Source organism: Labilibaculum manganireducens (assembly GCF_002843385.1).
Taxonomy (GTDB): domain Bacteria; phylum Bacteroidota; class Bacteroidia; order Bacteroidales; family Marinifilaceae; genus Labilibaculum; species Labilibaculum manganireducens.
This window is the reverse complement of sequence record NZ_MVDE01000002.1, coordinates 191,205-205,519: the sequence shown is the minus strand read 5'-3', so window position 1 is coordinate 205,519 and position 14,315 is coordinate 191,205. Positions and strand designations below refer to the sequence as shown.

12 protein-coding genes are annotated in these 14,315 nt (G+C 36.0%); 6 read left to right on the top strand and 6 right to left on the bottom strand.

Annotated features, from left to right (window positions below; translation table 11 throughout):
* Positions 1–23: 23 nt before the first annotated feature.
* Positions 24–1,364: a sugar porter family MFS transporter gene (locus BZG01_RS02345; protein WP_101308210.1), complete on the bottom strand. Its 1,341-nt coding sequence runs from the start codon at positions 1,362–1,364 to the stop codon at positions 24–26.
* 308 nt (positions 1,365–1,672) lie between these two features.
* Here BZG01_RS02345 and BZG01_RS02340 point away from each other — a divergent pair, with 308 nt between their 5' ends.
* The 4 genes from BZG01_RS02340 (at position 1,673) to BZG01_RS02325 (ending at position 3,717) form a co-directional block, all read left to right on the top strand.
* On the top strand, positions 1,673–2,242 hold the full coding sequence (locus tag BZG01_RS02340) for a hypothetical protein (protein ID WP_101308209.1): 570 nt from the start codon (positions 1,673–1,675) through the stop codon (positions 2,240–2,242).
* Between the two features lie 26 nt (positions 2,243–2,268).
* The gene (locus tag BZG01_RS02335; RefSeq protein ID WP_101308208.1) at positions 2,269–2,673 is read left to right on the top strand and encodes a nucleoside 2-deoxyribosyltransferase; all 405 of its coding nucleotides are present in this window, start codon (positions 2,269–2,271) and stop codon (positions 2,671–2,673) included.
* A complete protein-coding gene (locus BZG01_RS02330; RefSeq protein ID WP_101308207.1) occupies positions 2,674–3,234 on the top strand; it encodes a DUF4269 domain-containing protein in 561 nt (186 codons plus the stop codon).
* Positions 3,235–3,417: 183 nt separating this feature from the next.
* Positions 3,418–3,717, top strand: coding sequence for a two-CW domain-containing protein (locus BZG01_RS02325; protein WP_101308206.1), 300 nt, complete (start codon positions 3,418–3,420; stop codon positions 3,715–3,717).
* A 63-nt stretch (positions 3,718–3,780) separates the two neighbouring features.
* On the opposite strand, the gene BZG01_RS02320 is transcribed toward BZG01_RS02325, so the two are convergent.
* From BZG01_RS02320 to BZG01_RS02305, 4 genes are all read right to left on the bottom strand, one after another.
* The gene (locus tag BZG01_RS02320; protein WP_101308205.1) at positions 3,781–5,028 is read right to left on the bottom strand and encodes an MFS transporter; all 1,248 of its coding nucleotides are present in this window, start codon (positions 5,026–5,028) and stop codon (positions 3,781–3,783) included.
* A 34-nt stretch (positions 5,029–5,062) separates the two neighbouring features.
* Positions 5,063–6,775 (bottom strand): alpha-amylase family protein, encoded by a 1,713-nt coding sequence (locus tag BZG01_RS02315; RefSeq protein WP_218972982.1) that lies wholly within the window; start codon positions 6,773–6,775, stop codon positions 5,063–5,065.
* Positions 6,776–6,856: 81 nt separating this feature from the next.
* On the bottom strand, positions 6,857–7,507 hold the full coding sequence (locus BZG01_RS02310; RefSeq protein ID WP_101308204.1) for a uridine kinase family protein: 651 nt from the start codon (positions 7,505–7,507) through the stop codon (positions 6,857–6,859).
* A gap of 102 nt (positions 7,508–7,609) precedes the next feature.
* Positions 7,610–10,270 carry a TonB-dependent receptor gene (locus tag BZG01_RS02305; protein ID WP_101308203.1) on the bottom strand — a complete coding sequence of 887 codons (2,661 nt, stop codon included), beginning with the start codon at positions 10,268–10,270 and terminating at the stop codon, positions 7,610–7,612.
* A 303-nt stretch (positions 10,271–10,573) separates the two neighbouring features.
* On the opposite strand from BZG01_RS02305, the gene BZG01_RS02300 reads away from it, so the two are divergent.
* A complete protein-coding gene (locus BZG01_RS02300) occupies positions 10,574–11,587 on the top strand; it encodes a LacI family DNA-binding transcriptional regulator (RefSeq protein WP_101308202.1) in 1,014 nt (337 codons plus the stop codon).
* 139 nt (positions 11,588–11,726) lie between these two features.
* Positions 11,727–12,821, top strand: a complete 1,095-nt coding sequence (locus BZG01_RS02295) for a PAS domain-containing sensor histidine kinase (RefSeq protein WP_101308201.1) — start codon at positions 11,727–11,729, stop codon at positions 12,819–12,821.
* Between the two features lie 59 nt (positions 12,822–12,880).
* On the opposite strand, the gene BZG01_RS02290 is transcribed toward BZG01_RS02295, so the two are convergent.
* Complete coding sequence (locus BZG01_RS02290) at positions 12,881–14,272, bottom strand: NAD(P)/FAD-dependent oxidoreductase (protein ID WP_101308200.1); 1,392 nt, start codon at positions 14,270–14,272, stop codon at positions 12,881–12,883.
* Positions 14,273–14,315: the final 43 nt, after the last annotated feature.

The window sequence follows — 14,315 nt, the reverse complement described above, 5'->3', positions numbered from 1 at the left end:
TATTTTCTCAATTTATATTTGACTTAAGCCTGTTTTAATTCCTTTTGGATTTGTTCCAACGATTTCCCTTTAGTTTCAGGGAAGAACTTGAATACAACAATCAACTGCACCAACATAGCCACAGAGAATATCATAAAAGCAACACCTCCGCCATTGGCACCACTTTCGGCAATTGCAGGAAACATCCATGATACCATTGCTGCCATTATCCAATGCGTAAAACTTCCTAAAGCTTGTCCTTTTGCACGTATCTTATTAGGGAATATTTCTGAAATAAACACCCAGATTACAGCACCTTGAGAAAATGCAAAAAATGCTATAAACCCAACTAAATAAACTACAACCAAAATATTTCCCGTTGATCCCTCAAACAAAGTTTTTGCCACCATTCCAAGAAATGCCATCATTCCTATTGAGCCAATTAAAAGCAATTTCTTACGGCCAAACTTATCGATTACAGTCATTGCCAACATGGTAAATATAAAATTGGTTGCTCCTATCGTTACAGATTGAAGCAGAGCGTCATCCTTACCAAAACCAGTCATTTCAAAAATTCGTGGTGCATAATACATAATTGCATTAATACCTGACATCTGATTAAAGACAGCAACCAATATGGCCAGAATCACCGGCAAACGATACTCTTTTGCAAATAGATTTGCACTGGATGCTGCGTTATCCCCTTGTAATGATTCTTCGATCTCTTTTAATTCATTTTCAGGATCACGAGAAGCTAATTTGTTTAATAAGCCAAGAGCTTCTTTTGATCTTCCTTTCAAAACGAGTAACCGGGGAGTAGATGGAATATAAAATAACAGTGCGAAAAAAATAAAAGCAGGAAGTGCCTGTACTCCAAGCATCCATCTCCATGCATCAACCTCCACTACAGATGAAATTAAGTAGTTGGAAAAGAAAGCCAATAGAATACCACTTACTACATTTAGCTGAAACATACCAACCAATCTTCCTCGAAGATGTGCCGGGGCTATTTCTGCAATATACATAGGGCCAATAACCGATGATGCTCCAACGCCTATTCCTCCAACAAACCGAAAAGAAATAAAAACCAACCAATCATCTGCCACGGCTGTTGCCAATGCTGTCATTCCATAAATAACCGCAATAACAATCAATACACTTTTTCGTCCATATTTATCAGCAGGTTTACCTGCAGTCATTGCTCCGACAATTGTTCCTATCAACGCTATTGCAACTGTAAAACCATGCCAGAATCCATCCAATCCAAACATCTCCTGAATCGATTTTTCAGCACCCGATATTACTGCCGTATCGAAACCAAATAGTAATCCTCCCAAGGCTGCAATTAATGCACACGTAAATACATAGGTATTATTCTTCTTCATCACCGTTTTATTAAATCATTTAAATTTTATATGACGAATCTAGTATGTTCGCAAAGAAACGTATCCTACATATGTTACCAACAATATCATTTATGTATCAAAGTGCGGAGATACAAACGTTTGTATGATATATGTTACCACTTTAGCATAAATGTTACATTTCCAAATTTGAATTAGAACACCGTACAAAAACCAGACAGCCATTTATATTAAGACTTAACGATCAAACACATTTGTATTTTAACATCTTTTTAATCATTGATATCATCCTTTTTCTTATCTTCCTAAGAATTTAAAAAAAAGAAGACATGAAGAGGATAGCCATACTGCTTGTACTAAGCTTTGCAATAACGACAGGATTTGCTCAAACACAACTGAAACAACATTTCGAAAAAGATCTGCGGAATTACACAACAGCTTTTAATAACAAACAATGGAATACGGTTACCGATATGATGTATCCTCCCATGTTTGAAATGATGAGCAAGGATAACATGCTGATGGTTTTGGAACAGATGGATAATTTGGGCGTTAAAATGACAACGGACTTTCATTCTATCGACAAAATATCGAAGGTAGTGGATTATGGGAAAGAGAAATATTGCAAAATTCAATATTACGGAATTATTAAAGTTAAACTTACTGGATTAATGTCGCAAGGCAGTTCGTTAATGCAGCCCCAGTTTGAACAGGAATTTGGCAAAGAAAATGTAAAATATCACGAGGCATCGAATTCATTTACCATTCAGGCACACCGATCGATGGTGGCAATTGCTGATCAAAAATCGGATAACTGGAAATATGTAGATGTGAATTCACCTCAGGCAAAAGGATTAAAAAAGTTGATCCCCGAAAAAGTACAGGAGCAACTAAACTAACTTACATCCCTAAAAACAAAAACAGTATGAAGATATATTTTTCAGGATCGATACGCGGAGGACAGCAAGACACAGATTTGTATGCGGAACTGATTCAGGAATTGAAACAATATGGAACTGTTTTAACCGAGCACATTGGATCAAAAATGATCGATACCACAATAACCGATAAGGAAATACACGATCGGGATGTGAAATGGGTAAAAGAATCGGATATAGTGATAGCAGAAGTAACTGTTCCTTCGCTTGGGGTCGGCTACGAAATTGGCCGGGCTATCGACATGAATAAACCCATAATATGTTTGTACAGAGTATTAAACGGCAAAAAGACCTCTGCAATGATTCGCGGGTGTTCCGATTTGCAGTGCTTTGAATACTCAAACATAGCAGAAGCTGCGGAGATTTTAAAGAAACAACTTAAAACTACATAGATGAACTGGCAAGATATTTCATACCTGAATTCGGGTTCGGCAATTCAGAAAAGAGCATTTAAATGTATAAATAAACTTCAGGTCTTTAATCTTCTGGCAGAGTATTCTCCTATTTTAACCGGAACCATTCCTATTGGAATTTCAATTGATTCAAGTGATTTAGACATTACCTGCCGATTTATGGATGCTGATAAATTTGAAAGAAAAATGGAAAATCTGTTTAGAGAGCAAACAGATTTTAAAATACAGCAAAAAGAAAAAAACGGATACTGGGTTGTAGTGGCAAGCTTTACTTACCAAGATTTCCCTTTTGAAATATTTGGTTCTCTTTTTCCTCCTACAGATCAAAATTCCTATCGTCATATGCTGATTGAGCATCGTATTCTGCAATTACTTGGCAAAGAATTCAGACTTAAAGTAATCCAATTAAAAAAAGAAGGTCTGAAAACAGAACCTGCATTTGCTCAATTATTAAAATTAGAGGGAGATCCATATCAGCAATTGCTAAATATGGAAGGTGTAACCGATTCCGAAATACTTCAGCATTGGAATAAGAGCTAAAAACACTGATCGTAATTCATAGTAAATCAGACAACAGAACAAATTAACATCACATTTAAGGAGACGAAATTTCAATGTTTACCATTGATAACAATTCGTTTGCCAAACAGCAAAAGTTATTGCACTATAAATTTTGATTACCAGCAGTTTATAATCTATTTTTGATCAATATTTTATTTTGATATGGAAGGATTAAACTGTTGGGAATATTATTTGTGTGGCAGAGAGGTAGGTGGAATAAACTCTGAGGAGCTGGGTACTTGTCCCGCAAGTACACTTCATCATAACAGTGGTATTAATGGCGGAACATTTTCCGGCAGGTATTGCTGGACAGTTGAAGGTACTCTTTGTGATTCGGAAATTCAAGGTGGACTGGAAGATAAGCTGCTAAATTGCATCAACTGCAGTTTCTTTAAATCAGTAAACATCGAACAAGGACGTGAATTTATTCTCATGCCTCAAAAAATCCATCAAAACAAATAGGTTGTCGAATCATCAACAACCTATTCTTTTATAAAGCTCATTCCCTAAACTACATTAATAGTTCTAAGCCTTTTCAATCATATATTCACTTAAATCCAAGTCTTGTAACCTCTTTTTTGTCGGATCAACAATCAAATTATAAACTGTTCCTGCAAAAAGCATCACCGCAAAAACTGTTGCAAGCATAAATCCATACTTTGCATCGCTGCCAAAGGCATCGCTTATTGCTCCCATGGCCAATGGTCCAAGTGCAGCGCCGGCGGCTGTAAAAAACAGAATCACTCCCGCAACTGCTCCATGGCTGGATTTTGGAAAACAACTAATCCCTTTCGAATTGATGGTTGGATAAATAACCGACATAAACAATCCGGACAGTGGCAGTAAGAATACCGTTGCTTCCACTCCTAATAACATACTGCCAACAAAACAAACCAAAATAGCAAAACTAAACAGACTTAATACCACAGCCCAATTGAAGCGGGACATCATCCACGCACCTAAAAATCTTCCACCAGCTCTCAAAATAAAGAAAATAGGCAAAGCATAAGTGGCTATAAACAACAAGCTGCCATCATATCCTTTAATCAAAGTAGGCATCCAAACATAAATGGCAGCTTCAACCGAAACATAAAGAAAAGCTCCCATTGAAAAACCAAAAGCATAAGGATCTTTAATCATTGCAAAGGTTCTTCTTATATTAATGGCTTCACCTGATTTTTTTTGAGTTTCGGGATATTTAACCTTAACGGCAATTAAAATCAAAACAACGCATAAACTTGCAGCTACAACATAAAGCCATTTCCAATCTACTCCTCGAGTTAAAAAATAACTTACAATAAATGGTCCGATAATAGCACCAACACCAAAGAATCCTTCAACCGCATTCATGGTAGATGTATGTTCTTTTGTCGATTTCGTAATATCACCTATTAGAGCCAGGGCTCCTGTTTTAAATATTCCTATGGCTGCTCCCGAAATTACCATCAGGGTTAAGAAAAATGCAAATGCATTTCCAATAATAAACAGATAAGAATTAACAACAAAAAGAAGCAAGCCAAGTATAATTGTTTTCTTTCGTCCTAATTTATCCGCTAAAAACCCCAGAAAAATTCCAGCTAAAGCAATTGCTGTCATCGGACCATAGTGTAACAATCCTGCAGCTGTCATGTTTAAATCGAAAGTCTTCATTACTTCCGGAATAATTACTCCAACTGCATCGGTTGTCATGGCAAACATCAAAAACATCATGTATGTCAGCCATTTAATCAGTTTTATATTTGTAATACCTTGTATATTATTAGTATTTCCCATCTTTTTATTTTTATGTAAGAATAAAATAATCCTACTAGAAATTATATACTACCTCTCCTTTTTCGTCGGTTGCAACAATATTGAAGGTATGAGTTTTTAAATTTGCATCAAAAGCGGCAATGCATCCATTATTTTCCCATTGTAATTTTAGCGATTCCGGTTTGGATTCCAGAATTTTCAGTTCAGCATCAAAACCAAAGGCCGGGAAATTATTTCTAAATTTCAATAAGGAGAGTTGCTTAAGTACAACATCTTTCCCCAATTCATTACATGCTTCCTCTAATTGCAAATTGGTTCTGTTGATTTCTTTATGACCGCCTGCCCCTGCATTTTTAACTGCTTCATGATCATTCTTTCCTGCAAGAAGATCGAGGTACCAAACCTGAGGTTTACCGGGCATAAAAATTTGAATAGCTCTTGCCAACAGAAGTTTTGCATCATCTTCGCCCAATGCGCTGTAATAAGTTGCATTTACCTGATAATAAATGTTCTTTTCCCCATGCAGATCTTTCACAAATCCTCCTCGTTCAACAACAGTGTCAATCAAAACCTGAATCTGTTCTTCAGTCAGCAAGCCTTTTAAATCCAGCAAAGGAATTCCATCATGACACCCCAGCATATTTACAACTTTGATATCTTTTTCCAACATTTCCTTACTCCATCTGATCAAGACCTCATTTGTATTTCTTTCAAAAGCATCTATAATTAATCCCGGCAAGAAAAAATCATAAGTCAAATAGCCTTGGTCTGCTAATTTTTCGTGCATTTTATCTTCATACTTCGAATGTATTTCAGGCAAGAGCGTTAAATTATATTTATCAGCCAAATCGTTAACCCTCCCAAGTAAATTCCATGTTCCAGGATCATTCAAAAAATTTGGCAACCCAGGTTCTTTAGGAGCATACGCAAATGCATCCAACCTAATAATCTCGGCACCATAACCGGATAGCTTTTTCAAAGTATCTTCGTAAAATTCCCACACCAACGGAGACTTGATATTAAGATCCATTTGTCCAAGATATTTTCTTCTGGATTCCAATAAGTCAATTGTATCTTTACGGTACTCGTCAAATTTTCCAAATTCAATATCTGCAGGCTTTTTTCCTTCATTCATAGATGTGTTTACAATTTTCGCCAGTCTATCTGCCGAAACATATTGAATATCTGAAACCTTCATCAAGTCCTGAGCATCAATTTTCTCATATTTCACTTCCTGATAAAAAGTGTTCCAGTAGGGAACCTCCTTTCCATCGGGCATGCGAACCATTAAAATCGGCAGACCTGGTTTTCTGAAAAACATATCTTTGATGTATTCTGCATCAGGCTGTATATAACCTTCTTCCGTTATTTCTCCACATCCATCCCAAAATTTATTCCATGGTATAAAAAACTCCTTATACCTGGAATTCTCACCATTTTTTAAAATATCCTGAAACTGACTGGAAAGAACAGATGAATGATTTAACACAAAATCAAACTTTAGTGCAATGTTCATTTTTTTCAGTTCGATTAAATTTTCCTTCGATGCATACATCTTGTTCAGGTTATAATCGATAACGGAAAATCCTCTGTCTAAATCGGTATTAAAAACGCTGGGTAAAATATAAAATGACTGAAATACATCCTCCAGTTCATCTTTATCAAGGAATTTAATGATATCATCTAAAGTTCCTCCAATACTATCAGGATAAGCATTCAGCATTGGACCCGATTTTATGATTGATTTATTCTCATTCATGTCTTTCATCTCCTCCTATCTAATCAAGATATTAATCATTAAACTTGAAATTATAATGCACTAATTATTTCCTTTAAGGCAAACAGTTAATTATTTTATTTCCAATTCATAATCTTTTGTGATTACAAAATCAGCCAGTTGTTTATGACCGGCAATTATTTTATGCTCGGTAATTAAAACCTGCTCAATAAAAGGATCACCAACCTCTTTCCCTCTGTTTCTCTTCTGTCTGTGTTCCAGTGTATCAATTCTGTTGCGGGCAATAAAAACCTTTGTATCTACATTTTTCAACAAAGCAGTATAAGTTCCTTCTGCAATTACAACCTGAATTCCTTCCAGATTAATTACTTCATCTTCTACACTATTTTTATTATAATCAATCAAAGGTTTTACAATCTCATTTTTGCCATCAACTGCATCCTGTAAATTCTGATCCATTAAATCCATTTTTACCTCAACGTGAGGTCCTAACCATTCAGGATCTTCCCTTCTTTTTGCATCATTTGATTTTGGAGGAAGAACAAAATAATCATCCTGGCCAAGCAATACCGATTTTATTCCTTCCTTCTCCAACTCATCGGCAATAGCCTTTCCTGTTTCTGATTTTCCACTTCCCGATTCACCAGATACGGTAATTGTATATCGTTTGCCCTTATTTTTAATTTTCTCTACCAAACTGGGAGCAATCATTCCTGCAACCTTAACATGGTGTTCTTCCACTACAATAATATCACCCTTCATGATTTTATATTTTAATTGTTCATTGATTCTTTAAGACATACTTTGAGTGTTTCGGAGGAGATCTTTACCTCCCCCGATTCTCTGCTTTTCAATATTAATATGCTAAAAAGTATATGTAATACTTAAAGTTGAAGCCCGGCCTGTAATAGGTCTTGCTCTCATGTAGTTCGTAGTATTTTCAACAAAAGAATCTCCTTCCATTTCAGTAAACCCAATCGTATTAAACAAGTTGTTTATATTTGCACGAATAGATAAACCTTTGGTAATGTTCTGACTGGCATAAGCATTTACATAAGCATATCCTGGCAACACAATACCATTATCATCCTGAGCATATACCTTTGTTGTACCTATCAAACTAAAACCGACAGACGTTTTGCCTTTGTTGAAATCATATGAAGGTGTAATGTTGTACAATAAATCAGGTACTCTTCGAGGAGTATTTCCTTTTTCATCAGCGTTTAAACTCTTGTCAATTTCGGCATGTGTGTAAGTCGCTCCAAAAGCCACATTGAAATTTGATTTTTGATAAATCCCTTCGAATTCAGCACCATAGGTTGTGAATTCCTTGTTAATAATTTTACCAAACTCTTCATTCTGTTCCGAGATATCAGTATAAAAACCTGTAACAATTACAGCCAGTGATGGAGATTTGTATTTGTATCCCAATTCGAATTGCTTAATTTCATCAGCATCCAGTCCGTCAACAGTTCCTCCTTCAGGAGTGATAAACGGAGAATACAACAAGCGGTCGGCATTGGCTCTGCCGCCTTTACTGTAGCGTGTATAAACAGCCTGATCGTCATTGATCTTATAATTAGCTCCTACAGAATAAGAAACATAGTTATAATCGTAATCAACAGGCATTGGATTTGCATTATCCAAAACAGTTACACTTTCTTCAACCGGAGTTATGCTTCCGTTATTATCAACGTCAACAGGAGCTTGATAATTTGACAAATAATGACCTGTTACATCACCCATATCGTAACGAACACTACCTTCAATATTTAATTGATCAGTAACTTCAATTCCAACATTTGCATAAACAGCATCAATATCATAAGTCATATCGTAACCACGGGTACAACAATTTCCCCAGAATGGAACACCATGTGCTATCAAACCATTACTACTATAATAAGAATTGTCAGCACTTGCAATATTCATTAATCTCGGTCCGTCAGAACTAATATCAGTAAGGAAAGTCTGCCACAACCAAGTCATTCCAATTTTTTGCTGTGCTTTATAATAACCAGCAGTAAAATCAACTTTATCAAATGATTTCGATAAATAAAAATCATTTGTGAAATTGCCAAGGTCGTTCATATCAACGTCGAAAAGAATCGTTCTCATCAATAATCCATTATTATTTAGATTACCGATTTGTGAATCATTTAGAGCAACACCGGCATTCGCACCATTTGCATAGCTTAAACTATATCCTGCACCGGCAATACTTTCAGCAATATCGTTTGCATTTCCAATTTGAGCAGGAAACGGAGCCACAAATGAACCGTGATTGTTCGCATAACGAAATTTCTCTTTCAACTGCCATCCTTCACCAATGTCGAAGGAAAATTCACCACCTACAACTTTCGAAACGGGATGCATTCCATCACCAATATTACTGGTTCTGCTGTTTCCATTCGCATCCACACTTAATACGTGCATGAAATTTGGACTTTGAAGAGAACTGCCGGTAATACTATAACCAGGAATCGACTCATATTTAGGATCACCTTTTGTTCCGGTCACTTTTACCGGCATAGGCATGTACGCAATTGATTTATCATCTAAAACTTTAAAATACAACCGAACATATCCTTTTTCAAATTCTTTGGTAATATTCGCTTTTATCTGACCTCCGCTATTACCTGTATATCCAGGATTTCTAGGACCTTCTCCTTCGCGGAAAAATCCACCAACATGAAAGCGGAATCCATTTCCAATTGGAGCTCCATACTCAAAATCAGTTCTGTGTGATTTGTAATCAAGTCCCATGGTCATTCCAATACTTCCACCTTCAACCGCACCATTCTTACTAATAAAGTTAATGATACCAGCAGGCGAATTACTTGCAAAAGTTGATGCACTACCTCCTTTAATGGCTTCGATACGACCAATAGTTCTATCTGATCTTAGAAAAATATCAGCATTACCAAAAGAAATATCTCCAAACTGCATTACCGGCAAACCATCTTCATGAATTTGCAGAAACTTTGAACCTCCTGAAGCAATTGGAATACCACGAACAGCTATATTCGCATTTCCTTCACCTCCCGAAGATTCTGATCGGATACCAGGAATTGCTTTAAATAGTTCAGCCGTAGTTGCAGCTCCAAAAACCTCAACAAATTTTGGCTTTAGCGTTGTTAACGCAACACTCGATTCAATGTTCGATTTTTGATTCACAACACCGGTTACAGTAACCTGATCCAAACCAATTAAATCTGCAGACAAATCAAAATCAAGAGTAATTTCCTGATCTGCAAGAATAGTAACTTCTTTCTCTACTTTCGAGTACCCAATAAAAGATGCTACAATAGTATAGGTACCTGCTTCAATATTTTCCAACTGATAAGTCCCATCAATATTTGAAATAGTACCATTTGTTGTTCCTTTAACAACTACAGATGCTCCAATTAAGGGTTCTTCATAAAGCTTATCTGTAACGTTCCCTTTTAAAATCCCTGTTTGCGCATTAATCAATCCAATAAAAAGGATCAGATTAGCAAACGTCAAAAGAATCTTTCGTTTCATAAATTCATTTTATTAATCTATTACGAGTGAAACATCTGGGATGTAAGGAATTTTTTGTTCAAATTTACACCCATAGGTATTTCAAAGAAATAGTAGTTAGTTGATTCGTTTTTTTTTCGCAATCGTTATCTTAGCTAAGATTATACCAGCAAATATATGTAATCCGGAAACAATATTCAATATACAAACACTTTAAACACAGGGTGTTAAAACCGCAACCGGTCGTGCAACCGGTTGCGGTTGATAACTTTTAATAAAATATTTCAAACGATTTCGGAAAATAACAATGAAAACATATTATTCATGACTAATAAAGCCATTACAATAATTGACATTGCAAAACTTTTAGGCGTTTCAAAATCTACAGTCAGCAGAGCTCTTAAAGATCACCCCGACATTAGTAATGCTACGAAAGAGGCCGTACACATGATGGCCAAACAGCTTAAATACAAACCTAATGCGGTTGCTATGTCCTTACGGCATAAAAAAAGCAAAGTGATTGGTTTAATTGTACCTACCCTTTCCCCATTTTTTTTCCCCTCTGTTATTCACGGGATTGAAAAAGAAGTGAATAAGAGAGGTTATAATTTAATGATTCTGCAATCCAACGAATCATACGAAAGAGAAGTGCGTAACGTTGATATCCTGCAAAGCAATAATGTGGAAGGAATTTTAGTCTCCATTTCCAGAAAAACCGAAGATCTAAACCATTTCACTAGTCTAATTGAAGATAATACTCCGATTGTTTTCTTCGATCGAATTCCAAAATCCATCCAAGCAGACATGGTTTTAGTTGATGATATTTCAGGTGCATTCAATGCCGTTGAACATTTGATTTCGATAGGAAAAAGAAAAATTGCAATATGTCTGGGTAATCCAAATTTACTAATTAGCAGCAACCGACTTAGTGGATACAAGAAAGCATTAAAGAAACATAGCATAGAAATTAATGAGGAATTTATTATAACCGGAGAGTCATCGGAGGAAGCCGAAAAAGAAACAAAAAAGCTTTTAGAATTAACAAATCCCCCTGATGCAATCCTGGCAATTAGCGATCTTACAATGTCTGGAATCATGAAAGCGTTGTATGCTGCTAAAATTAAAATTCCTGAAGACATTGCTGTTATTGGTTTTTGTGAAGATACATTCAGTCAAATGTATAACCCTCCGGTTTCGACAATTGACCCAATGGGAGTAGAAATTGGTAAAATTGCCACCGAAAGACTTTTTCAAAGAATTCACGAAAACAACATATTAGAACCCAAAACAATTAACCTGTCAAGTAGATTAATTATTAGAGATTCAACAAAAATATGACATCTAAACACACAAATAAATACTTAAAGGTTTGTTTATCCACAATAAATTGATATTTTAGAAGAAGGTTTTAACTTGTTTTTTCAAGCTCCCAGTTTCTTGCCCAACATTTTAAAAATATGGATTAACAGATACGAGGATGATGAATTTTACGGATATTTTAAAGAATAACATTTCTGTTCACTCTCTTATTGAGTCAATGTCCGAAGGCATAATTTTCACAAATAAAGGAGGTGAAATATTATCTGTAAACGAAACAACAAATCGGTTATTTGGATACCAAAGAAATGAACTAATCGGTCAACCAATCGATAAGCTGATCCCAAACAGATTTAGAAACAAACACAAAACCCACCTCCTTAATTATTTTTCAGCTCCTAAAGTACGTCCTATGGGACATGCAAATTCGAAACTATCGGGGACTAAAAAAGATGGAACTATTTTTTCACTTGAAGTTAGTTTGAGTTTTATCAATACGGACAAAGAACTATTTGCTATTGCTTTTATTACTGATATTTCTTCACGGGTAAAGGCTGAGAATGAACTCAAAATACGGAACATTGAATTAGACGCATTTGCTCACACGATTGCGCATGAATTGCATTCCCAACTAAACAGCATCATCGGCTTTAGTCGATTGATACTTAACGACAATGATTTAAGTGAACAGAAACGCAGCTCCTTTTTGGATATGATAGTTACAAGCAGCCTTAAAATGGACAGCATTATTCGGGAAATGCTTCTTTTCTCAAGTCTTAAAAAAGATGAAATTGTAAAAACTCAGCTCTCAATGAAGAATATAGTTGATGAGGCAGTTAACAGAATTGCAGGCTCAGAAAAAAAATCAGCTAAAATTTCCATATCAGATAATTTTGAACCTTCTTTGGGTTATGGACCATGGATTGAAGAAGTTTGGTACAATTACATACGAAATGCCTTAAAGTATAGTGGAACCCCTCCCAGTATCGAAATTGGCAGTTCAAAAGCTAAGGATGGTTACAATAAATTCTGGATAAAGGATAACGGCAAAGGGCTTACTAAAAAGCAGTGCGATATTATTTTTGTTAATCCTCAGAAATTAGGAAATGGTTTTATTAAAGGACATGGATTAGGATTATCAATCGTAAAGCGAATTGTTCAAAAACTAGACGGCTGGGTAGCTGTTGAAAGCACTCCCAACAAGGGAAGTATATTTAGTTTTTACCTGCCACACCCAAAGAATAATTTCGATTAAAAATTTATTAAGCTGATTGCTGATAACAATAGAATCAGCAACCAACAAAATAACTGTAATTACACTTTCTTTAAAATCTCTCTTGCAATAACAACTCCATTAACCGAAGCCTGCATAAGACCACGGGTAATTCCAGCTCCATCGCCTCCTAAATAAAGATTTTCAACCGAAGTAGACTGAAAACCATTATCCACTTTAGTGATATTGCTGTAAAATTTTACTTCAACACCATACAATAATGTTTCATCTGAGGCTAAACCCGGAGTCACTTTATCCAGAGCCAAAATCATTTCCTCGATATCTTTCAATATCCTATGAGGCAAGACTAGGCTTAAATCTCCGGGTACTGCATCTTTTAGTGTTGGTATAATGTTATTTCGATACAAACGACTGGACGTTGTTCTCCGCCCCCTTATTAAATCTCCGAATCGTTGCACCATTATTTGATTATTCGTCAGCATATTAGCCAAACGGGCGATGTGCTTGCCATACTCAATAGGTGCTTTAAAAGGTTCTGTGAACTTTTGCGATACCAATAACGCGAAATTAGTATTGTCACTCTTCAAATCTTTAAAACTATGTCCGTTCACCACAGCCAGGTTATCATCGTAATATTCCGATGACACAAAACCGCCTGGATTCGAACAAAATGTTCTCACCTTATCATCAAAAGTATGTGTGTAATGAATCAATTTTGCCTCGTAAAAATTGTCATTAATATCCTTCATCACCTCATTCCTGCACTCTAACCGAACCCCAATGTCAACAACTCCAACTTCAGTAGAAATACTTTCCTTACTGCACTCCTTCATTAACCAATCTGCCCCATCTCTACCGACAGATACCATTACTATATCAGCAAAGTAACTTCCCTTTCCATTTTTAACCCCTTTGATTTTATCTTCCTCTAAAATCAGATTTTCAACAGCGCTGTTAAAATGTACCTCAACACCTCTCTCAATAAGGTAATCGTATAATTTCCGGTATAATTCCTGAGCTTTTTCAGTACCCAAATGCCGAACAGGACAATGCACCAACTTCAAATTTGCCTCAATAGCCTTTTTTCTGATCTTCTGCATTTCAAGGCTTAGAGATTCCCCATGAATATCAGATGCCGCACCAAAATCTAAGTACACCTTATCGGTATATTTAATTAATTTGATTGTTTCCTCTAAACCCAAATAATCAGGCAAAGTACCTCCAACCTCCGGCGACAATGAAAGTTTCCCATCAGAGAATGCACCAGCTCCTGCCCAACCTGTAGTAATACTGCAAGGCTTGCAATGCACACACTTTCCTCCATTGGTGTGTTTGGGGCATTTCCGCTTGTCCATTCCTCTTCCCTTTTCAAGGATTAAAATGTTTAAATCAGTTCTGTTCTTTACTAATTCATAAGCACAAAAGATACCGGCAGGTCCGGCTCCGACAATAATCACATCGTATTTCTTCATACGTTTTATTTAAATTTCTTTAGATTAATGCGGCTTACCTTAT

Bases quoted from the DNA above. Each gene is read 5' to 3' on its own strand.
- BZG01_RS02300 (WP_101308202.1), top strand. From the start codon at position 10,574: ATGACTAATAAAGCCATTACAATAATTGACATTGCAAAACTTTTAGGC.
- BZG01_RS02295 (WP_101308201.1), top strand. From the start codon at position 11,727: ATGATGAATTTTACGGATATTTTAAAGAATAACATTTCTGTTCACTCT.
- BZG01_RS02330 (WP_101308207.1), top strand. From the start codon at position 2,674: ATGAACTGGCAAGATATTTCATACCTGAATTCGGGTTCGGCAATTCAG.
- BZG01_RS02320 (WP_101308205.1), bottom strand. From the start codon at position 5,028: ATGGGAAATACTAATAATATACAAGGTATTACAAATATAAAACTGATT.
- BZG01_RS02310 (WP_101308204.1), bottom strand. From the start codon at position 7,507: ATGAAGGGTGATATTATTGTAGTGGAAGAACACCATGTTAAGGTTGCA.
- BZG01_RS02335 (WP_101308208.1), top strand. From the start codon at position 2,269: ATGAAGATATATTTTTCAGGATCGATACGCGGAGGACAGCAAGACACA.
- BZG01_RS02325 (WP_101308206.1), top strand. From the start codon at position 3,418: ATGGAAGGATTAAACTGTTGGGAATATTATTTGTGTGGCAGAGAGGTA.
- BZG01_RS02315 (WP_218972982.1), bottom strand. From the start codon at position 6,775: ATGAAAGACATGAATGAGAATAAATCAATCATAAAATCGGGTCCAATG.
- BZG01_RS02290 (WP_101308200.1), bottom strand. From the start codon at position 14,272: ATGAAGAAATACGATGTGATTATTGTCGGAGCCGGACCTGCCGGTATC.
- BZG01_RS02305 (WP_101308203.1), bottom strand. From the start codon at position 10,270: ATGAAACGAAAGATTCTTTTGACGTTTGCTAATCTGATCCTTTTTATT.
- BZG01_RS02340 (WP_101308209.1), top strand. From the start codon at position 1,673: ATGAAGAGGATAGCCATACTGCTTGTACTAAGCTTTGCAATAACGACA.
- BZG01_RS02345 (WP_101308210.1), bottom strand. From the start codon at position 1,364: ATGAAGAAGAATAATACCTATGTATTTACGTGTGCATTAATTGCAGCC.